A 20,407-nucleotide genomic window follows, 5' to 3' on the forward strand; every position below is an offset into this window, starting at 1 on the left:
CTCAGTGTTAAAGGGTCTCAGTGTCTAACATTCCATGTCTAATTGCTAAATGCGTCAGCTCTACATCGCCACTGATATCCAGCTTGCTAAACAAGCGGTAGCGGTAACTGTTGACTGTTTTAGGACTTAGATTGAGTTGTTCTGAAATATCCGTCACTTTCTGACCTTTGGTAATCATCATCATGATTTGAAGTTCACGTTCAGATAAGTCTGCGAATGGATTTTCAGACGCAGGCGAGAATTGGCTCAAAGCCATCTGCTGCGCTATTTCTGGTGAAATGTATCGTTGGCCGCTGTTGACCACTCGAATTGCATTTACCATTTCATCCGGACCTGCCCCTTTAGTAAGGTAACCAGCAGCTCCAGCTTGCATCACTTTAGTTGGAAACGGATTTTCCGTATGAACAGTTAAAACGATGATTTTAACATCAGGGTTGAAACGCAAGATTTTCTTGGTTGCTTCTAAGCCACCAATACCAGGCATATTCATATCCATCAAAATAACGTCAGTATTGTTAGTACGACACCATTTTGCAGCATCTTCACCGCTTTCAGCTTCCCCTGCTACGTTCATTCCACGGACGTCTTCAATAATACGTCGTATCCCTGTGCGAACCAGCTCGTGATCATCTACAAGGAAAACATTTATCAAACTTGTATCTCCACACTATTAATTGGCTCTGCAACCACTGTGTCATTTCATCTGTTTGAAACAATTGAACAAAGGAACAGTGAATCGCAGCATTGAGTACATCTTAACTTAATTACTAAAAAAAAGCTCTGTTGAATATGTGCTGAAACACGAACTTTAGCAAGTACTTATTAACAAATAAGCCAACTAAAACAACAAGCTTTTTCTAAAAATCAACCAGTTAAAACAACACCCAATAAAATTACACAAGATAAAGATATTTTCAATACCATTGAATAGCCATTCGCGACAATTTCACTTATTTGCTTATAGAGTCCCGTTATTTGCCTCTGTTAACTAGAATTTAGTTAGTATTTTTGCTGCTTGTTATGCGCTGAGGGTCGCTAGGTGGTAGTATTCGATTCCCAATTTCAATAGGTTACTACATTGGATATTCAGCAAGGCTTTGTACTCACAAGACAAGCAAGAGACTTTTCAGGGCGCACACAAATCGACTTGTGGTTAAGCACCCCTAAAGGCCCAACGCTACTGACTATTCAAAACGAAAAGCCTGTCTTTTTTGTTGCTCAATCTGATATCGAAACGTGCCAATCTATTGCCGATAAAGAGGCCATAGATTGTCAATTTAAGCCTTTAGAGCTAGCGACATTTGACCAAACCCCTTTAGCCGCTTGTTATACCTCGTTATCGAGAAGCAGCTTTGGGTTAGCTCAAGCCTTTAACGGTGAAGAGATACAAACCTTTGAAAGTGATATTCGACTCGCCGATCGTTTCTTAATGGAGCGCTTTATCAAGGGCAGCATCGAATTCACAGGCGCTATCACTCAAAAAAAACAACACCTCAGAGTTTCGAATGCAAAATGTCGAGCTGGCGATTACGTGCCAAACTTGTCTGTGGTTTCGCTTGATATTGAGTGTTCGGAAAAAGGTGTGCTTTATTCCATCGGCCTAGACAGCCCGATGGACAGCCGAGTGATAATGATTGGCGACCCACAAGAAGCCGACACCAATATCCAATGGGTTGCCAACGAGAAATCGCTCCTTGAAGCCATGATTGCGTGGTTCTCCGAGTTTGACCCGGACATCATCATAGGTTGGAATGTCATTGATTTCGATTTTAGGCTGCTGCACAAACGTTCAGAATGGAACGAAGTGAAGCTCAGCATCGGTAGAGACAATCAACCAAGCTTTTTCCGTAGTTCTGTACAAAATCAGCAAGGCTTTATCACTATTCCAGGCCGTGTTGTCTTGGATGGTATCGATATGCTTAAAACAGCAACCTACCATTTCCGATCATGGTCTCTTGAGTCCGTGTCACAAGAGTTACTGAGCGAAGGCAAAGACATTCATAATGTTCATGACCGTATGGATGAAATCAATCGAATGTTCAAGTTCGATAAACCTTCACTCGCCAAGTACAACCTTCAAGACTGCGTGCTAGTAAATCGCATCTTCGAACACACTCACCTACTCGATTTTGCTATTGAACGATCTCGCTTAACCGGTGTTGAACTTGATCGCGTTGGCGGCTCTGTTGCGGCCTTTACCAATTTATACATGCCTCAGATACACCGCGCAGGTTACGTCGCGCCTAATTTAGAGCCCGAGAATTGGATTGCTAGCCCCGGTGGCTACGTGATGGATTCCATTCCCAACCTTTATGACTCTGTGTTGGTACTCGATTTTAAGAGCCTGTATCCATCGATTATCCGCTCTTTCTTGATTGATCCAATGGGGCTAATTGAAGGGCTAAAGTTAGAGTTAGGCTCTGAAGAAGACCAAGCAGTGGCTGGGTTTCGTGGTGGTCAATTCCACCGCTCTAAGCACTTTCTACCAGAGATGATCGAAAATCTCTGGGCAGCGCGTGATGTCGCAAAGAAAAATAACGAGAAAGCTTTTTCTCAGGCGATTAAGATCATCATGAACTCTTTCTATGGCGTACTTGGTTCTTCTGGTTGTCGTTTCTTTGATACACGCTTGGCATCCTCTATCACCATGCGCGGGCATGAGATCATGAAGCAAACCAAGGTTCTGATAGAAGATAAAGGCTATCAAGTGATCTACGGGGACACAGATTCAACCTTCGTGTCTCTCAATGGCAGCTATGAGCAAGAGCAAGCGGACGAGATTGGTCACTCCCTTGTTGCTTACATCAACGACTGGTGGACGAATCACCTGAAAGAGGTCTACAACCTCACCTCGATACTTGAATTGGAATACGAGACCCATTACCGCAAGTTTCTAATGCCGACTATTCGAGGCTCTGAGACAGGCTCGAAGAAACGTTATGCTGGCTTAATCAATCAAGGTGACCAAGAGAAGATCATCTTTAAAGGCCTTGAGAGTGCTCGAACGGATTGGACACCACTCGCACAACAGTTCCAACAAACCTTGTATGAAATGGTGTTTCACGATCAAGACCCGACCGACTATGTCAGACAGTTTGTTGATGAAACCTCTGCTGGCAAACACGATGATTTACTGGTTTATCAAAAGCGCTTGCGCCGTAAGTTGCATGAATACCAAAAGAACATTCCGCCACAGGTTCGCGCGGCAAGATTGGCCGACGAGATAAATGCCCAGCTTGGTCGCCCGCTTCAATACCAAAACAAAGGGCGTATTGAATACTTGATTACTCTGAGTGGCCCTGAGCCCAAGGAGTACTTGAAGAGTAGCATCGATTATCAACATTACATCGACAAGCAGATTAAACCGGTCGCTGAAGCGATTCTGCCATTTATAGGGTTAGATTTTGAAAGAGTCAGCGGCCAGCAACTAGGCCTGTTCTAGATTTAATTCTCTTTTCGAGGCGACATTAGACTAGAGATATCGATTAAGCTCGAACCGGACATCAAAACGAAAAAAGCAGAGAAGTGCTGTGTTACTCAGCCCGCTCTGCTTTTTAGTATTCATTGGGACGTTATGAATCTCTATCCGATACGAAACTCAGTTTTCTGATACTGCTTAACCAGCCATTCACCAAAGCCATCAAGAATCCCTATCACTGAACGTTTTGGAATCGCTCGTCCAGACAGTAGAATACCCAATCTTTGAATCTCGATTTCTTTCTCTGGATGATATCTTAAGAACTGTTGACCGCACTCCATAGGCGCATCGAACCAGTTCTTGTCTCGGTACATGATCAAAGAGTAACTGGCTCGCAGAAGCTTCTTGGCAATAATCACCTGCGCGGCGACTTGTTGTTCTGGCGTTGTTGCTCGGGCAATCTTATTACGATAAACCGCTAACCAATTTTCCGCGTCCATATTCCAATGCTTGGCAATTTCCCAACTCGTTTCGAAATCACCATAGCAGTCTGATAAATCTTCACCATGCACACACACAGCTAAATGCTTGAGCATGAAGCCCCACGTAAAGATATTGTCGAAATCAACTATCTCGCTCACCAAGGTGGTTTTGATCGCCACTTGTGTGACCTGAGGGAAGCTTTTTTGGAAGCGCCATTTGATGGTATTCAGCAGCGTGGTTCGTTGATCTGGGAAAGGACGACGGGTAACCACAACCACATCTAGATTCGAACGACCGACAACGGCTTGCTTACGTGCCACACTGCCATAAACATAGACACTGTGTAGATTAGAACCTAACCCACCTTTTAGAAAGGTAATCAGATCGTTAACCACAGGTTGAAATTCAGGTTGAAATGGCTGTGTTGGGTCAATAACAGGTAGCTGCATAGGTCGTTTCGGTAAATAAAATAATGATTTAACTGTCTCTCTATGATCGCTTAGGTGACTTTATGATTCAAGCTATTCCTATTTATAGCGTCTACGAGATATAATCACCGGATAGACCCAATAAGGACAAACACAAAATGCCTAGAGCAAGTGAGATTAAAAAAGGTTTTGCGATCAACGTTGATGGCAAAACAGTACTCGTTAAAGATATCGAAGTAACAACACCAGGTGGCCGTGGCGGTCAAAAGATTTACCGCTTCCGTGGTCACGATGTAGCTACTGGCGTTAAAACAGAAGTTCGTCACAAAGCTGACGAAATCGTTGAAACTATCGACGTAACTAAGCGTGCAGTGATGTTCTCTTACGTTGATGGCAACGAGTATATCTTCATGGATAACGAAGATTACACACAATTCATCTTCAACGGTGAAATGATCGAAGACGAACTGCTGTTCATCAACGAAGACACTCAAGGCATGTACGCGATTCTTATCGACGGTACTGCGGCGACTCTTGAGCTACCAACTTCGGTTGAGCTAGTGATCGAAGAGACAGACCCTTCAATCAAAGGTGCATCTGCTTCAGCTCGTACTAAGCCAGCTCGCCTGTCTACAGGCCTTACTGTTCAAGTTCCTGAGTACATTGCAACTGGCGACAAAGTTGTTGTGAACACAGCTGAACGTAAATACATGAACCGCGCAAGCTAAGATACTGATTATGACCGAAGCTAACGACCTAATGTCTTACGACGACGCAATTGACACTGCCTACGACATCTTTCTAGAGATGGCTGCTGATAACCTTGAACCTGCAGACGTGATCTTATTCACGGCTCAGTTTGAAGATCGTGGCGCTGCAGAACTTGTTGAAACTGGTGACGATTGGGTTGAACATGTTGGCTTTGAAGTCGACAAAGAGATCTACGCTGAAGTACGCATTGGTCTTGTAAATGAAGCTGATGATGTCTTAGATGACGTGTTCGCTCGTCTACTGATCAGCCGTGACCCTGAACATAAGTTCTGTCACATGTTGTGGAAACGCGACTAGGCTCTTCTTAAACCAGCTCAGAGTCCCGAGCTGGTTTTCTTACGACTTCATAGCCTCATCACTTTACCAAACTGCAACTCTACAAAATTATGACCAAAGCAAAGACAGATACCCTATCCAAAGGCTATGCCTGTGTTGGATTAGTAAATCCCAAAACCCCTGAAAATGTTGGCTCAGTAATGCGAGCGGCTGGTTGCTACGGAGCAAACTCTGTATTTTATACTGGCACCCGTTATGACCACGCTCGACAGTTTCATACCGACACCAAAGAAAAGCACCTTGAGTTGCCATTAATTGGTGTTGAAGATCTTAAAGACATTATTCCTGTTGGCTGCGTTCCCATCGCGGTTGATTTGATAGAAGGCGCTAAGCCTCTGCCTGATTATAAGCACCCCCCTCGTGCTTTTTATATTTTCGGCCCTGAAGATGGGACTCTGAAAAAAGAGATCACGGACTTCTGTCGTGAAACCATCTACGTTCCGACTAATGGCTGCATGAACCTTGCTGCCGCGGTCAATGTTATTTTGTATGACCGCATGGCAAAGGGTGATAACTTTTCTAATCATTTGAAAGTGACCTAATACCAATCGTAGCGAGTAAGCCGAGCTGGTTGAGCGCTTCTAGCTAGTTAATCACTTCTACTTAGTTAATCACTTCTACTTAGTTAAGCACTTCCACATGATTTGAACTGCGCCATATTCAAGACATAAAAAAACCTGCTAAGTTAGCAGGTTTTTTTGTATTCGAAACATTGGATTAAGCTTCAAAAGCGACGTAATTATTTACGTGATCTTGGCTTAGCCGGTTTAGCCGGGCGTCCGTTGTTCAGTTTAGGCTTTTTAGTCGCCTGAGGTTTGCCATTAGTCGCTGGAGCGCTACGACCTGAGTCAGGTGTTGTAGTACCGCGAGTTGCAGGCTTCTTACGCTTAGTCTGGTTGCTACGGCCTTTAGGAGCATTTGCACGCTCTTCGTGACGCTTAACAGCACGACGAATTTTCTGGCTACGAGAACGTTCACGCTTACGAGAAGTGTTTGCAGGATCAAGATCCAACAATGTCTCTTTTTCTGGCTGAAGTTCTACAAGCTCACGCAAGTAGTTTACTTCTTGAAGATCTAGCTCTTTCCAACCGCCACGAGGCAGTTTCTTATCAAGATAGATATCACCGTAACGTACACGTTTCAGACGGCTTACTGTTGTTTCTTGTGATTCCCAAAGACGACGAACCTCACGGTTACGACCTTCGTTAATTGCTACGTAGAAAGTATGGTTCATACCTTCACCGCCAGCGTAAACCACATCTTCGAAACGAGCCATACCATCTTCAAGTTGAACGCCACGAGTCACGTTCTTAACTTTTTGCTCGGTTACTTCACCAAATACACGTACTAGGTACTCACGCTCAACCTGACGGCTTGGGTGCATTAGGCGATTTGCTAGTTCACCATCGGTTGTGAACAACAGTAGGCCTGATGTGTTTGCATCAAGACGACCAACTGAAATCCAACGAGAACCACGGATCTTAGGTAGACGATCGAAAACAGTACGGCGACCTTCAGGATCGTGACGAGTACAAAGCTCACCTTCAGGTTTGTAGTAAGCAAGTACACGACAAACCACTTCTTCAGAGGCTTTGCCTGTAATAGTGTGGCCATCGATACGGATCACTGAGTTCTCGTCTTCAAGACGCTCACCCAATTTCGCAACTTGACCGTTAACACTTACACGACCAGATTTGATTAAACCTTCTAGTTCACGACGAGAACCGTGACCAGCTCGCGCTAAAACCTTCTGTAATTTTTCGCTCATTTACTCTTTTCTACCTAATTGTCGTCTTCACAGACGTCGAATGAATTTTTCGCGACCAAATCGCGGTCGCGTATTATCGCAAATAACCTGCCAAAAAGCACTTGTTATTTACTTTGGCAGGTTTGCTGTTTCGTTACAGACTGTTAATCAGTAACGCTATTATTCAAACGGCGCTGGATCACCGGCACCACGACGTAAAACAACCGCGTCATCGTCACTGAAGTCAATAACCGTAGTAGGTTGCTCACCTAAGTAGCCGCCATTCAAAATGACATCAACCGCATGCTCTAGGCTGTCGCGAATTTCTTCAGGATCCGATTCAGTTGTCTCGTTACCCGGTAGGATTAACGAGGTCGACATCAATGGCTCACCCATCGCTTCTAGAAGGTCTAGGGCAATTTTGTTGTCTGGTACACGAATACCGATCGTTTTACGCTTAGCGTTCATCAAACGCTTTGGCACTTCTTTGGTCGCTTTGAAAATAAACGTATAAGCACCTGGCGTATGTGCCTTAAGCAGACGGAAAGCCACGTTATCTACTCGTGCATACAGTGACAACTCAGACAGATCACGGCATAACAAAGTGAAATTGTGCTTATCATCGATTCGACGAATTTTACAGATGCGTTCGAGTGCTTGCTTATTTTCAAGCTGACAACCCAGTGCATAACCTGAATCTGTTGGATAAACCACAACGCCACCATTACGAATAATCGCTACCGCTTGAGTAATTAAGCGTGCTTGTGGGTTATCTGGGTGTACATAAAAAAACTGGCTCATTGTTGATCCTCATTATCGAATCTCTCGACTCTATCATCAGAAGGAGCTGGTTCACCTAAAGACTATTCAGATGGTGAAACCGTTTGAAACTCCCAATCTTTCCATACTTCTTCGACCCCAGAAGGTAGCCAGAGATTACGTCCAAGTTCCATCCATGGGGATGGGTAATGGAAGTCGCTGCCTTGGGAGGCTAATAGTTTGTATTGTATAGCATAATCCGCAAGTGTGCGTCTTTCTTGTTGTGCTTGCTGAGGTTGAGCCACTTCCATGGCGTCACCATTTGCTTCAACAAATGCAGCGAGAAGGCGTTTAACCCACTTGGCGGTAAGGCCATATCGCGCAGGGTGAGCTAATACCGCTTGACCACCAGCCGCATGAATCGCCGTGACAGCATCACTCATTGAGCACCATGTTGGCGGCACATAACCTGGATTGTTGCGCGTAAGAAACTTTTTAAACACCTGCTGCATGGTTTTCGCGTAGCCATTGTCGACTAACCATTTCGCAAAGTGTGCTCGAGTAATTGGTGCATCGCCTGCAATCAACTTAACCTCTTCTAACACACCTTCACGAGTCGCTTTCTCAAGACGTTGAGCAATCATCTCAGCGCGCCCAATACGATGAAGCTTTTGTTGTTCAATTAATGCTTTCAATTCTAGTGATTCAGGATCGACGTTTAACCCAACAATATGGATATCTTTGTTTTGCCAAACGGTTGAGATCTCGATGCCGTTAATCAACTGAATAGGAAGATTGTTATCAGCAATATAGCGGCGTGCTTCTGCAAGCCCATCAGTCGTATCATGATCTGTAATCGCTAACGCTTCGATGTTAAAGCCTAGCGCTCGGTCAATCAGTTCAGGTGGAGTAAGTCGGCCATCTGAGGCTGTTGTATGACTATGTAGATCAATTCTCATATATTCTTTTTCATTGTTTTCAATTTTTATCGTTATATTTGTGTCAACACACTTGACCTGCAAGCGTAAAACTAGTTAACTAGTACACAAATACGAAGTGTCACATTTGATAGGTTCACTATGTTACAAGAATTTAACCAAAACCATAAAGATAAAGTTTTAGAACTTTCTTCAGTAGAAGCAAGTTCAGAGCTTAATTGGTGGCGCACTTGGACAAGTTCTTGGTGGGCCAACGTGTACTTCTAATTAAACAGTTTGTTTATAAAAAAGTTATCACTAAGCCCGCTTTCATAGCGGGCTTTTTAATTTGTCGAACATCTCACATTCAACTGACTAACAAATCAACGAATTGACCATATTCTAGATTGGGTGAAAGGTATCTTTATGCGACTATGTAAGGCAGGAAATTTAAAGAATCATAAAGGAGGTCTTGTGAACAAGGCCATTGAAATCAAAAAGCTGGGAACCATTGAGGTCATCAATTCTTCCGTTCCTTACTCGCAAGATCCAACCAGTGTTTTTCATACTCTGTGTGAAAACAAAACAGACAGTTTGCTGTTGGAATCGGCTGAGATTGAATCTAAACAGAACCTGACAAGCCTACTCCTTATCGACTCTGCTGTTCGCATCGTATGTCGCGGACATGAAGTAACCTTTCAAGCGTTGACTCAAAATGGTCAAGCGTTAATCGAACACCTAGATCAAAACGTTAAAACAGAGATCAAATCTGACCTTACGGATAACGTTTTGACGTTGACTTTTGTCGAGCCAAGCAACGAATTAGACGAAGACTCACGTTTAAGAGAGGCATCTTCATTCGATGCACTGCGTTTGGTTCAACACAGCTTTGAGCAAGACGCGGATAACAAGCACGCGTTATTCATGGCTGGCCTATTCGCTTACGACATCGTGGCGAACTTTGAACCGCTAGGCGATGCTAAAGCAACCAACAATTGTCCTGACTTTGTTTTCTACGTTGCCGAGACACTATTGCGTTTCGACCACCAAGAGAACGAAGGCCTACTTCACGCGAGCTTGTTTGCTCAAGATGAAAGCATTAAAGCGCAATTAACAGAGCGCCTAGCTGATATTCAAACACAGTGTCAGTCACTGAAAGCCATCACAGAAGTAACGCCGCTCGACAACGTTGAAGCTGTACCAAGCGTTTCAGATGAAGACTTCTGCCAAACGGTTCGTGACCTTAAAGAATTCGTAGTCAAAGGCGATGTATTCCAAGTCGTACCTTCACGTCGCTTCACACTGCCTTGCCCTGCTCCACTGGCGGCTTACAAAGAACTCAAGCAAAGTAACCCAAGCCCTTACATGTTCTACATGCAAGATGAGCTGTTTACTCTGTTTGGTGCTTCTCCAGAAAGCGCGCTGAAGTACGAAACCGAAACCAACCAAATCGAAATTTATCCAATTGCTGGTACTCGTCGTCGCGGTAAACGCCCAGACGGTCAAATCGATTGCGACCTCGATAGCCGTATCGAGCTTGAGCTGCGTACCGACAAGAAAGAAAACGCTGAACACATGATGTTGGTCGACCTAGCACGTAACGATGTAGCACGCATTGCAGAAGCAGGCACTCGCCACGTGGCAGACTTGCTAAAAGTTGACCGCTACAGTCATGTAATGCACTTGGTTTCTCGTGTTGTTGGTCAGCTACGTGAAGACTTAGATGCCCTACACGCTTACCAAGCTTGTATGAACATGGGTACGCTAACGGGCGCACCAAAAATCCGCGCAATGCAGCTTATCCGTGACGTAGAAAAAACACGTCGTGGTAGCTACGGTGGTGCTGTGGGTTACCTAACGGGTGAAGGCACGTTAGATACTTGTATCGTGATTCGCTCTGCTTACGTTGAAGATGGCGTAGCACAAGTACAAGCGGGCGCGGGCGTGGTGTTTGATTCTGACCCACAAGCAGAAGCGGATGAAACTCGCGGCAAAGCACAAGCGGTTATCTCTGCGATTCAAGCAGCACATACCAAGAGCTTGTCGTCAAATAAACACGCATCAAACAAGAAGGAGTCGTAATCATGGCTGATATTGTATTCATCGATAACTTCGACTCGTTCACCTACAACCTTGTTGACCAGTTCCGTTCATTAGGTCACAGCGTAAAGATTTATCGTAACAACATTCCAGCAAAGGTTGTTGAAGCGGCGATCAACGAACTAGACAACCCTGTTGCACTGCTTTCGCCAGGTCCTGGCGCTCCTGCCGACGCGGGGTGCATGCCAGAACTGATTCAGCTGCTAAAAGGCAAAGTACCAATGATTGGTATTTGCTTAGGTCACCAAGCGATTGTTGAAGCCTATGGTGGCACCGTTGCAGGTGCAGGCGAAATCATTCATGGTAAGGTGTCGATGATGGAACACCAAAACCATGCGACTTACCAAGGCTTACCTTCGCCACTAGCTATCGCTCGCTACCACTCTCTGGTTGCAACGCATGTATCCGATAGCCTAACAGTGACAGCTGAAGTCGATGATTTGGTGATGTCTGTGGTTCAAGAACAAGACAAGGTTTGTGGATTCCAATTCCACCCTGAATCAATTATGACGACCTACGGTGCAACGCTTCTTGCGAACGCTATCGAATGGGCTCTTGAGAAACCTCTTCGCCTAGAGAAAAGCTCTACCCTTGAGAAGACAGCCACTCTTGACCAAAAGACTAACTAGGAAACGATCATGGAACAGATTAATAAACTTTACGAACAGCAGTCTCTTACTCAAGAAGAAAGCCAACAATTGTTTGATGTGATCATCAAGGGTGAGCTAGACCCAATCTTGATGGCTTCGGCTCTAACTGCATTAAAAATCAAAGGCGAAACGCCTGATGAAATCGCTGGTGCGGCGAAAGCACTGCTTGCCAATGCAAACCCGTTCCCACGCCCTGATTACGATTTTGCAGACATCGTTGGTACTGGTGGCGACGGTCACAATACCATCAACATTTCTACAACTTCTGCATTTGTAGCAGCAGCGTGTGGTTTAAAAATCGCGAAGCACGGTAACCGCAGTGTATCGAGCAAATCAGGTTCTTCTGACTTACTGGATTCGTTCGGCATCAACCTAGCGATGACTGCGGAAGACACTCGTACTGCAGTCGATGAACTTGGCGTAGCATTCCTATTTGCTCCGCAGTATCACGTTGGTGTACGCCACGCGATGCCTGTTCGTCAAACAATGAAAACACGCACTATCTTTAACATCCTTGGCCCACTGATTAACCCTGCTCGCCCTAACATCGAGTTAATGGGTGTTTACAGCAAAGAGCTAGTACGCCCTATCGCGGAAACCATGCTGCAAATGGGTATGAAGCGTGCTGCCGTTGTGCACGGTAACGGCCTTGATGAAGTGGCGATTCATGGAGAAACAATCGTTGCTGAAATTAAAGATGGCGCAATTCACGAGTACACAGTGACACCGGCTGACTTTGGCCTGAACACTCACCCTCTTGAAGCAATCAAAGGCGGCGAGCCAGAAGAGAACAAAGCCATCACAACAGATATCCTGACGGGTAAAGGCACAGATGCTCAAGTTGGCGCAGTGGCAGTCAACGTTGCTCTACTGATGCGTCTGTTTGGGCATGAAGACCTAAAGGCCAACGCACAACAAGCGATTGACGCGATGAACTCTGGCAAAGCGTACGAGCTTGTACAAAAGCTTGCTGCACACGCCTAACGAACGACGAGACAAAGAACATGACACAGACTACCGATAAACTGTCGACCCACGTTTCAGTCAAAGAAGCTGAAATGGCGGAAGTACTAGCAAAAATCGTTCGTGATAAATACCAATGGGTTGAAGCGCGTAAGCAAACTCAACCATTGGAAGAGTTTAAAGCAGCGTTAACCGCAACAGACCGCAGCTTTTATGATGCACTGAGCGGCGAACAGACGGTTTTCATTACTGAATGTAAAAAGGCATCACCGTCAAAAGGTTTGATCCGTGACGAGTTTGACCTGGACTACATTGCATCGGTGTACAACAACCACGCTAACGCGATTTCAGTTCTGACAGACGAGAAATACTTCCAAGGTGACTTTGAGTTTTTACCTAAAGTTCGTAGCATTGCTAAGCAGCCAATCCTGTGTAAAGACTTCATGGTGGATACCTACCAAGTTTACTTAGCTCGACATTACTCTGCTGATGCGATCTTACTAATGCTATCGGTATTGGATGATGAAGAGTACAAAGCACTTGCTGAGGTTGCTCACTCACTCAACATGGGTGTGCTTACCGAAGTCAGTAACGAAGAAGAACTTCACCGCGCAGTCGCTTTAAAAGCAAAAGTGATCGGTATTAATAACCGTAACCTGCGTGACCTTTCGACGGATTTGAACCGTACTAAAGAGTTGGCTCCGCTGATTCGCGAACTGGCTCCAAACGCAGTCGTGATTTCAGAGTCTGGCATCTACACACATCAACAAGTGCGTGACCTTTCAACGTTTGCAGACGGCTTCCTAATCGGCAGCTCTTTGATGGCAGAAAAGAACCTAGAGCTTGCGGTGCGTAAAGTAACACTCGGTGAAAACAAGGTGTGTGGTTTAACTCACTCTGATGACGCTGCGAAAGCGTATCAAGCGGGTGCGGTATTCGGTGGTTTGATTTTCGTTGAAGCATCTAAGCGCCATGTGGATATCGAAGCGGCTCGTTTGACGATGAGCGGCGCACCTTTGAACTACGTGGGTGTGTTCAAAAATCATAGTGTTGCTGACGTTGCTAACACAGTTTCTGAACTCGGTCTGTTTGCGGTGCAACTGCACGGTGATGAGTCTCAAGCATTTATAGATGAGTTAAAACAATCACTACCTGAAAACGTTGAGATTTGGAAAGCTTACGGTGTTGCTTGCAGTGCTGAAAACGGCGCTGAAAATGCGCTACCAGAATTACTTCACAGCAACGTGACTCGTCACCTACTAGATACTAAAGTGGGTTCTCAAACGGGTGGTACAGGTCAAGCGTTTGATTGGAGCCTAATCAACAACCAAAGCGCAATCATGTTAGCGGGGGGGCTAAACCCTGAAAACGCTAACCAAGCAGCGAAACTAGGCTGCTTAGGACTAGACCTAAACTCCGGCGTTGAATCCGCTCCAGGTAAAAAAGACGCAGACAAGCTGCAACGTGCTTTTGCAGCGATTCGTAATTACTAGTCTGGCTTCTAGAACTTAAAACCTAGAACCTAGAACCTAGAACCTAGAGCTTAGAAACCAGAACTAGAAAACAGAAACTAAAAACATATTTGTGAGCTTTGCCTTTGCGAAGCTCAAACAAGACTAAATGATTTGGTGTGAAGACACTCCAATAGAATTGAAGGAATAACACAATGGCTAAACTCGATGCCTACTTTGGTGAATACGGTGGTCAATACGTACCGCAGATCCTAGTGCCAGCACTAGACCAACTTGAACAAGCATTTATCGATGCACAAGCCGATCCTGAGTTCCGCAGCGAATTCATGACGCTTCTACAAGAATACGCTGGTCGTCCAACGGCACTAACGCTAGCACGTAACCTGACTAAAGGTACAAAAACCAAACTGTACCTTAAGCGTGAAGATCTACTTCACGGCGGCGCTCACAAGACAAACCAAGTACTTGGTCAAGCATTACTAGCCAAACGCATGGGTAAGCAGGAAATCATCGCTGAAACTGGCGCGGGCCAACACGGTGTTGCAACAGCTCTAGCTTGTGCTCTATTAGGTCTTAAGTGTCGTGTTTACATGGGTGCAAAAGATGTTGAACGTCAAAGCCCGAACGTGTTTCGCATGAAACTAATGGGCGCAGAAGTTATCCCAGTTCATTCTGGCTCTTCAACGCTAAAAGATGCATGTAACGAAGCTCTGCGTGACTGGTCTGCAACTTATGAAGACGCGCACTACCTACTGGGTACTGCAGCCGGTCCTCACCCATTCCCAACGATTGTTCGTGATTTCCAACGCATGATTGGTGAGGAAACGAAGAACCAAATTCTAGCTCGCGAAGGTCGCCTTCCTGATGCGGTTATCGCTTGTGTAGGCGGTGGTTCAAACGCTATCGGTATGTTCGCTGACTTCATTGAAGAAGAGTCTGTTCGCCTGATCGGTGTAGAGCCGGCAGGCAAAGGTATTGATACCGACCAACACGGCGCGCCACTCAAGCACGGTAAAACGGGTATTTTCTTTGGCATGAAAGCACCACTGATGCAAGATGAGAACGGCCAAGTAGAAGAGTCTTACTCTGTTTCTGCGGGTCTAGATTTCCCATCAGTTGGCCCTCAACACGCGCACCTAAATGCTATTGGCCGTGCTGAATACGACAACGTGACCGATGATGAAGCGCTAGAAGCGTTCCAATTGATTGCTCGTAAAGAAGGTATTATCGCAGCGCTAGAGTCATCTCATGCTGTGGCTCATGCAGTTAAAATGGCTCACGACGACCCAGAGAAAGAGCAGCTATTAGTCGTTAACTTATCTGGTCGTGGTGACAAAGACATTTTCTCTGTACACGACATTCTTAAAGAGAAAGGAGCATTATAATGGATCGCTATCAATCACTCTTCACTCGCTTGGCTGAAAATAATCAGGGCGCATTCGTGCCATTCGTAACGGTTGGCGATCCTAACCCAGAGCAATCACTTAAGATCATGGAAACGCTAGTTGAAGCGGGTGCTGACGCACTTGAGCTTGGTATTCCATTCTCAGATCCGCTTGCAGATGGCCCGACAATCCAAGGTGCGAACATTCGTGCGTTAGACTCTAAAGTAACGCCTGATGTGTGTTTTGATCTTATTGGTCAAATCCGCGCTCAATACCCAGAGCTACCAATCGGCCTACTGATGTACGCGAACTTGGTTTACGCACGTGGTATCGAGAACTTCTACGAGCGTTGTGCTAATGCGGGTATCGACTCAGTATTGATTGCTGACGTACCTACTAACGAAAGTGCCGAGTTTGTTGCAGCTGCTGAGAAGTTTGGTATTCACCCAATCTTTATTGCTCCACCAACAGCAAGTGATGAGACGCTTCAATCGGTTTCTGAGCTAGGTGGAGGTTACACTTACCTACTTTCTCGTGCTGGCGTAACGGGCGCAGAAACCAAGGCAAACATGCCAGTGACAGCTCTGCTTGACCGTTTGAACAAGTTTGATGCTCCACCCGCACTGCTTGGTTTCGGTATCTCTGCTCCTGAACAAGTAAAAGAAGCGATTGAAGCTGGCGCTGCCGGTGCGATCTCTGGCTCAGCGGTTGTGAAGATTATTGAAAACAACGTTGAACAACCAGAAGCAATGCTTAAAGCACTTGCGGAGTTTGTAACGCCAATGAAAGCGGCTACGCAGAAGTAATCTACGGTCAGTAAATAGAGGCTAGTAATCATTGGTCATTAAATAGAACCAGCGATTCAAATAATAAAAGGCTCCACAACTGTGGAGCCTTTTTTATTGCTTTTCATTTGAGCCAATCACTCATCGGCTTTCATCGCTTTCTTGATTGCAGCCTCATTGAGTGTCGCTTTGATCGGGTCGGTTATCTTCTCCACTAGATCGATGGGCATTGGGAAGATGATGGTGGAGGTTCTTTCGTTAGCCACCTCAGTTAGAGTTTGCATATATCGCAATTGAATGGCGTTAGGCGCTTGATTCAACACCTCTGCGGCTTCACGTAACTTAGAGGATGCTTCAAGCTCACCAGTAGCATGTATTACCTTAGCTCGACGAGAACGTTCGGCTTCGGCTTGTTTAGCAAGAGCACGCACCATACTGTCATCCAGATCAACATGCTTGATCTCGACATTGGCAATCTTAATTCCCCAATTGTCGGTATGCTGATCCAAGATCGCTTGTAAGTCTCTATTGAGCTCTTCACGCTCAGACAGCAGCTCATCCAACTCATGTTGCCCTAGTACTGAACGCAGCGTTGTTTGCGAAAGTTGGCTGGTGGCTTCAAGATAGTTCTCAACATTGTTAATCGCCATCTTAGGATCAAGCACGCGGAAATAGACCACAGCGTTGACCTTGACCGACACATTGTCCCGAGTGATCAAATCTTGCGTCGGTACGTCCAACACAATGGTTCGAAGGTCAACTCGCACGATTTGTTGAATGAAAGGAATGATGATAATCAAACCCGGCCCTTTCACACCGTAAAAGCGCCCGAGGAAGAACACCACTGCACGCTCGTACTCGCGCAGCACTCTGAACATGCTGGCTATCAACAAGATAACGAGCACAATGACAATACCTATAGTGTGTATAAACATAACCGCCCCCTAATGGTAACGATGGCTAAGCAAATAATAATTCAATAACGTTTGTCCTAGCATGTCGCGCTAGCTAGATTTCGATGATGTATCATCGGGCAGCGCTTCAACATCCAAAGATAGCCCCGTCAACTTGGTGACTCTGATGATCTGCCCCGCTTGCAATTCACTCGCGCATTTGGCTTGCCATATCTCACCTTCGACCAACACTCGACCCGATCCAGGGAAACCGCTTACAACTTTGCCTGTGTCACCGACAACCGCTTCCATCCCCGTGGTCACTGGCTTGTTTCTCAGTCGGGCTAGCATAGAGATAGTTACAACGATAAAAGCGACAGAGAATAGGCTAATACCAATGATTAGCGGCAATGCAATTTGATAACCCGGCACCTCAGTATCCATCAGCATGATCGAGCCCAATGTGAATGCGGCGACGCCCCCCAAACCGAAGATACCAAAGCTAGGGCTAAAGGCCTCTGCGACCATTAAGGCAATTCCCAATAGAATTAAGGCAAGGCCTGCGTAACTCACCGGCAGCATTTGTAGGGAGTACATTGCCAATAACAGACAGATGCCGCCCAATACACCGGGTAAACCGACGCCAGGGTTATAGAACTCAAGGAGCAAACCATAGATTCCAATGAGCATCAGAATGTAAGCGACATTTGGATTTGTGATCACCGAAAGCAAACTAAAGCGCCAGTCTTGCTCTCGCTCGACAAAAGCCACCTCATTAAGCTGAATTTCCTGACTGACACCATTGATTGTGATAGAACGTCCATTACTCAGTTCTACCAATTGTTGTAGATCGCTCGCGATGAAATCAATCACGTTAAGAGTCAGTGCATTCTCAGAATCCAAACTTGCTGCCTCTCGTACCGCTTTTTCTGCCCATTCTTCATTACGGTTGTGTAACTTGGCCAAACTGACGATATAAGCTGCTGCATCATTAATGACTTTCTTTTCCATCGCGGTGGTAGCTTTAACCTGGTCAGAATTTTGTGGCTCTTGAGTACTTTCATTGGCAGCAGAAGTGTCGTCGTCTTTGTTGGTGTCATCTTGGGGAGATAAAGGATTTGAAGGCGCTTTACCGCCACCTAGAGAAACAGGGGTTGCTGCACCTAGATTAGTTCCAGGCGCCATGGAAGCGATGTGGCTGGCAAGTAAGATATAGGTTCCCGCACTCGCCGCTCGTGAGCCCGCAGGCCCAACCCAAGTCGCAACTGGAATCGGTGATGTAGTAATGGAGCTAATAATGTCGCGCATCGACGAATCTAATCCGCCGGGCGTGTTCATTTTCAAAATAATAAGCTTGGCTTGCTCATCGTGAGCTTGTTCTATTTCTCGAGTGAGGTAATCACTGGTCGCAGGACCTATCCCTCCGTTCACCTCAATCACCCAGGCATCATCAGCCTGAACATACGTAGAGCTGAACAACAGAAGAAACACAAACAAGTACTTTAATATAAAAGTCATGCCCCTCTCCTTACAACTGAGATGCTAGATAGACGTTTTATTTAAAGCGTAGAGGTAACATCTTGGTAATAAATAGACACCTTAAGCATAGTTCAGGCTAAGTTTCGCACAACAAGCTTTATCATTTTAGTTAGATTGTTCTGTATAGAAAAATGGCAGAAATATGGATTAAATGTTAAGAAACGCGAGTAAACAACGCAGAACACAATCCATTCACAAAGTGATCAAGAAAAACACTTTTATAAACCCTATAAATAACCGAACAGTGAAAAATCAAAGCAAACGTTTGCATCGGTATAAAAAAACACCAAATGAGATTCGACCACCTCTTTTTAAAGGACTTTCACCTCAGCTCATATTGATAAATGTAAAGGATACGTGTAAAACTCGTCGCGAAATATTAATCCAATGATACATAGTACATTGGTGAGTAGTTCTGGGATTTTTATATTTTGTAGCACAGAGGTAATGGAAGTGTTAAATAAAAAGAGTTTACTAAGCAACATCGGCGTTCAAGTCGTTATTGCAATGATCATCGGTACCGCTGTTGGTGCAATGATGGGTGACAGCGCAACAATGTTCGCTCCACTGGGCGCAATCTTCATCAATTTAATCAAGATGCTGGTTATCCCTCTAGTCGCGGTTGCACTGATTTCAGGTGCTGCTGGTCTAGGTAATAGTTCATCGGCAGGTAAAGTCGGTGTAACAACACTGGGTTACTTTGCACTAACGTCTGCACTGGCTGTAGCACTAGCGCTTATAATGGGTGAAGTGTTCGAACCGGGTCGCGGTATCGATGTTTCTGGCGTTGAAGGTATGTTCTCTTCAGAATACGCTGCGAAAGGCGAGCTTCCAACGTTCTGGGCAACCATCACTGGCATGATCCCTACCAACGTTTTCCAATCACTGAATGAAGCAAACATTCTGCAAATTCTCGTTTTCTGCTTATTCTTTGGTATTGCGATTTCTAAACAAGCAAAAGAGAAGCGTGACCCTATCATCAACGGTGTAAATGCTATCGTTGACGCTATGGTATGGATGATCAACAAAGTTATGATCATTGCGCCACTTGGCGTATTCGGCCTAATGGCAGAAGCCGTGGGTACGTTTGGTTTTGGCGCGCTTATGGTCGTGTTCAAGCTGTTCATTGTTTACATCGCTGCGATCCTAATCTTCGGCTTTGTTGCTTACCCACTGATGATTCAAATCTTCACTAAGACTTCAGCGAAGAAGTTCCTAGTGGCAATGAAGAAGCCTCAAGCGGTTGCACTATCAACAGCATCGTCAATGGCGACACTACCAGTAACAATGGAAACGGTAGAGAAAGAACTTGGTGTTCGTAACTCTACGGCTTCATTCGTTCTGCCTCTTGGCGCGACGATCAACATGTCTGGTAACGCAATTTACTACGGCCTAGTGGCTATCTTCTTCGCACAGCTATTCAACATCGACCTTTCTATGGGCGCTTACGTTGCTATCATCGTAACGTCTACGCTAGGCGCAGTTGGTCAAGCAGGTGTTCCAGGTCCTTCTTTCCTAGTAGTTGCAGTTCTTCTAGCAGCTGGTATCCCTATCGAAGGTCTACCTCTGTTGTTCGCTCTAGACCGTATCTTCGACATGATTCGTACTGCTCTTAACATCACTGGTGATGCAGCATGTGCAGTAATCGTTGATTCTCTAATCAAAGACGAAGTGAAAGAAGCTGAGCTAGAGAAACAACAAGCTTAAACTTCTTAGAAACCTAAAGACCAAAAAGCCACTCATTGAGTGGCTTTTTTACTT

Annotated in this window: 19 protein-coding genes and 1 other annotated feature; of the genes, 12 read left to right on the forward strand and 7 right to left on the reverse strand. The window is 45.3% G+C overall.

From position 1 onward, the window contains the following. Positions 1-7 precede the first annotated feature (7 nt). Positions 8-652, reverse strand: coding sequence for a UvrY/SirA/GacA family response regulator transcription factor (gene uvrY, locus Q5H80_RS08780; RefSeq protein WP_004729778.1), 645 nt, complete (start codon positions 650-652; stop codon positions 8-10). Positions 653-1,078: 426 nt separating this feature from the next. On the opposite strand from uvrY, the gene Q5H80_RS08785 reads away from it, so the two are divergent. After that, entirely contained in the window at positions 1,079-3,442 is a 2,364-nt protein-coding gene (locus Q5H80_RS08785) for a DNA polymerase II (RefSeq protein WP_304564486.1), read from the forward strand. 140 nt (positions 3,443-3,582) lie between these two features. On the opposite strand, the gene Q5H80_RS08790 is transcribed toward Q5H80_RS08785, so the two are convergent. Beyond that, on the reverse strand, positions 3,583-4,350 hold the full coding sequence (locus Q5H80_RS08790) for a nucleotidyltransferase domain-containing protein (protein ID WP_304564487.1): 768 nt from the start codon (positions 4,348-4,350) through the stop codon (positions 3,583-3,585). A 137-nt stretch (positions 4,351-4,487) separates the two neighbouring features. On the opposite strand from Q5H80_RS08790, the gene yeiP reads away from it, so the two are divergent. The 3 genes from yeiP (at position 4,488) to Q5H80_RS08805 (ending at position 5,978) form a co-directional block, all read left to right on the forward strand. Then, on the forward strand, positions 4,488-5,057 hold the full coding sequence (yeiP, locus tag Q5H80_RS08795; protein WP_009848748.1) for an elongation factor P-like protein YeiP: 570 nt from the start codon (positions 4,488-4,490) through the stop codon (positions 5,055-5,057). Positions 5,058-5,067: 10 nt separating this feature from the next. Next, positions 5,068-5,397 carry an HI1450 family dsDNA-mimic protein gene (locus Q5H80_RS08800; RefSeq protein ID WP_012604336.1) on the forward strand — a complete coding sequence of 110 codons (330 nt, stop codon included), beginning with the start codon at positions 5,068-5,070 and terminating at the stop codon, positions 5,395-5,397. Between the two features lie 89 nt (positions 5,398-5,486). Continuing rightward, the gene (locus Q5H80_RS08805; protein ID WP_004729783.1) at positions 5,487-5,978 is read left to right on the forward strand and encodes an RNA methyltransferase; all 492 of its coding nucleotides are present in this window, start codon (positions 5,487-5,489) and stop codon (positions 5,976-5,978) included. A 197-nt stretch (positions 5,979-6,175) separates the two neighbouring features. Here the strand turns inward: Q5H80_RS08805 and rluB are convergent, their stop codons facing one another. From rluB to Q5H80_RS08820, 3 genes are all read right to left on the reverse strand, one after another. Continuing rightward, the gene (gene rluB, locus Q5H80_RS08810) at positions 6,176-7,204 is read right to left on the reverse strand and encodes a 23S rRNA pseudouridine(2605) synthase RluB (protein ID WP_004729784.1); all 1,029 of its coding nucleotides are present in this window, start codon (positions 7,202-7,204) and stop codon (positions 6,176-6,178) included. 159 nt (positions 7,205-7,363) lie between these two features. Next, positions 7,364-7,984, reverse strand: a complete 621-nt coding sequence (locus tag Q5H80_RS08815; RefSeq protein ID WP_009848751.1) for an L-threonylcarbamoyladenylate synthase — start codon at positions 7,982-7,984, stop codon at positions 7,364-7,366. Positions 7,985-8,046: 62 nt separating this feature from the next. Beyond that, positions 8,047-8,901 carry a PHP domain-containing protein gene (locus Q5H80_RS08820; protein WP_304564488.1) on the reverse strand — a complete coding sequence of 285 codons (855 nt, stop codon included), beginning with the start codon at positions 8,899-8,901 and terminating at the stop codon, positions 8,047-8,049. A gap of 120 nt (positions 8,902-9,021) precedes the next feature. Here Q5H80_RS08820 and Q5H80_RS08825 point away from each other — a divergent pair, with 120 nt between their 5' ends. The 7 genes from Q5H80_RS08825 (at position 9,022) to trpA (ending at position 16,235) form a co-directional block, all read left to right on the forward strand. Further along, positions 9,022-9,147 carry a trp operon leader peptide gene (locus Q5H80_RS08825; RefSeq protein ID WP_009848753.1) on the forward strand — a complete coding sequence of 42 codons (126 nt, stop codon included), beginning with the start codon at positions 9,022-9,024 and terminating at the stop codon, positions 9,145-9,147. Then, positions 9,094-9,208: a sequence feature (Trp leader region), on the forward strand. Its footprint overlaps the gene before it by 54 nt. A gap of 125 nt (positions 9,209-9,333) precedes the next feature. Beyond that, positions 9,334-10,941, forward strand: a complete 1,608-nt coding sequence (locus Q5H80_RS08830; RefSeq protein ID WP_304564489.1) for an anthranilate synthase component 1 — start codon at positions 9,334-9,336, stop codon at positions 10,939-10,941. A 2-nt stretch (positions 10,942-10,943) separates the two neighbouring features. Next, positions 10,944-11,588 carry an aminodeoxychorismate/anthranilate synthase component II gene (locus Q5H80_RS08835; protein WP_136984991.1) on the forward strand — a complete coding sequence of 215 codons (645 nt, stop codon included), beginning with the start codon at positions 10,944-10,946 and terminating at the stop codon, positions 11,586-11,588. Between the two features lie 9 nt (positions 11,589-11,597). Then, complete coding sequence (gene trpD / locus Q5H80_RS08840) at positions 11,598-12,593, forward strand: anthranilate phosphoribosyltransferase (RefSeq protein WP_304564490.1); 996 nt, start codon at positions 11,598-11,600, stop codon at positions 12,591-12,593. 20 nt (positions 12,594-12,613) lie between these two features. Then, positions 12,614-14,065: a bifunctional indole-3-glycerol-phosphate synthase TrpC/phosphoribosylanthranilate isomerase TrpF gene (trpCF, locus tag Q5H80_RS08845; protein ID WP_304564491.1), complete on the forward strand. Its 1,452-nt coding sequence runs from the start codon at positions 12,614-12,616 to the stop codon at positions 14,063-14,065. Positions 14,066-14,238: 173 nt separating this feature from the next. Beyond that, on the forward strand, positions 14,239-15,429 hold the full coding sequence (gene trpB / locus Q5H80_RS08850) for a tryptophan synthase subunit beta (protein ID WP_076678938.1): 1,191 nt from the start codon (positions 14,239-14,241) through the stop codon (positions 15,427-15,429). Continuing rightward, positions 15,429-16,235 carry a tryptophan synthase subunit alpha gene (trpA, locus tag Q5H80_RS08855; RefSeq protein WP_304564492.1) on the forward strand — a complete coding sequence of 269 codons (807 nt, stop codon included), beginning with the start codon at positions 15,429-15,431 and terminating at the stop codon, positions 16,233-16,235. Before trpB ends, trpA begins: the two co-directional genes overlap by 1 nt. Positions 16,236-16,351: 116 nt before the next feature. On the opposite strand, the gene Q5H80_RS08860 is transcribed toward trpA, so the two are convergent. Together Q5H80_RS08860 and Q5H80_RS08865 are read right to left on the reverse strand one after the other, a co-directional pair. Beyond that, positions 16,352-17,149 (reverse strand): slipin family protein, encoded by a 798-nt coding sequence (locus Q5H80_RS08860; RefSeq protein WP_012604343.1) that lies wholly within the window; start codon positions 17,147-17,149, stop codon positions 16,352-16,354. A 69-nt stretch (positions 17,150-17,218) separates the two neighbouring features. After that, complete coding sequence (locus Q5H80_RS08865; protein WP_304564493.1) at positions 17,219-18,625, reverse strand: nodulation protein NfeD; 1,407 nt, start codon at positions 18,623-18,625, stop codon at positions 17,219-17,221. Positions 18,626-19,033: 408 nt separating this feature from the next. Here Q5H80_RS08865 and Q5H80_RS08870 point away from each other — a divergent pair, with 408 nt between their 5' ends. Then, entirely contained in the window at positions 19,034-20,353 is a 1,320-nt protein-coding gene (locus Q5H80_RS08870; protein ID WP_369809695.1) for a dicarboxylate/amino acid:cation symporter, read from the forward strand. Positions 20,354-20,407: the final 54 nt, after the last annotated feature.

This window comes from Vibrio sp. SNU_ST1 (assembly GCF_030563405.1).
In the GTDB taxonomy this organism is placed as follows: domain Bacteria; phylum Pseudomonadota; class Gammaproteobacteria; order Enterobacterales; family Vibrionaceae; genus Vibrio.

Coding starts and splice junctions, on each gene's coding strand:
- Q5H80_RS08825 (WP_009848753.1), top strand. CDS start 9,022: ATGTTACAAGAATTTAACCAAAACCATAAAGATAAAGTTTTAGAACTT.
- trpD (WP_304564490.1), top strand. CDS start 11,598: ATGGAACAGATTAATAAACTTTACGAACAGCAGTCTCTTACTCAAGAA.
- Q5H80_RS08790 (WP_304564487.1), bottom strand. CDS start 4,350: ATGCAGCTACCTGTTATTGACCCAACACAGCCATTTCAACCTGAATTT.
- Q5H80_RS08800 (WP_012604336.1), top strand. CDS start 5,068: ATGACCGAAGCTAACGACCTAATGTCTTACGACGACGCAATTGACACT.
- Q5H80_RS08860 (WP_012604343.1), bottom strand. CDS start 17,149: ATGTTTATACACACTATAGGTATTGTCATTGTGCTCGTTATCTTGTTG.
- Q5H80_RS08835 (WP_136984991.1), top strand. CDS start 10,944: ATGGCTGATATTGTATTCATCGATAACTTCGACTCGTTCACCTACAAC.
- trpB (WP_076678938.1), top strand. CDS start 14,239: ATGGCTAAACTCGATGCCTACTTTGGTGAATACGGTGGTCAATACGTA.
- Q5H80_RS08870 (WP_369809695.1), top strand. CDS start 19,034: ATGATACATAGTACATTGGTGAGTAGTTCTGGGATTTTTATATTTTGT.
- Q5H80_RS08805 (WP_004729783.1), top strand. CDS start 5,487: ATGACCAAAGCAAAGACAGATACCCTATCCAAAGGCTATGCCTGTGTT.
- Q5H80_RS08865 (WP_304564493.1), bottom strand. CDS start 18,625: ATGACTTTTATATTAAAGTACTTGTTTGTGTTTCTTCTGTTGTTCAGC.
- Q5H80_RS08820 (WP_304564488.1), bottom strand. CDS start 8,901: ATGAGAATTGATCTACATAGTCATACAACAGCCTCAGATGGCCGACTT.
- trpA (WP_304564492.1), top strand. CDS start 15,429: ATGGATCGCTATCAATCACTCTTCACTCGCTTGGCTGAAAATAATCAG.
- rluB (WP_004729784.1), bottom strand. CDS start 7,204: ATGAGCGAAAAATTACAGAAGGTTTTAGCGCGAGCTGGTCACGGTTCT.
- Q5H80_RS08815 (WP_009848751.1), bottom strand. CDS start 7,984: ATGAGCCAGTTTTTTTATGTACACCCAGATAACCCACAAGCACGCTTA.
- yeiP (WP_009848748.1), top strand. CDS start 4,488: ATGCCTAGAGCAAGTGAGATTAAAAAAGGTTTTGCGATCAACGTTGAT.
- trpCF (WP_304564491.1), top strand. CDS start 12,614: ATGACACAGACTACCGATAAACTGTCGACCCACGTTTCAGTCAAAGAA.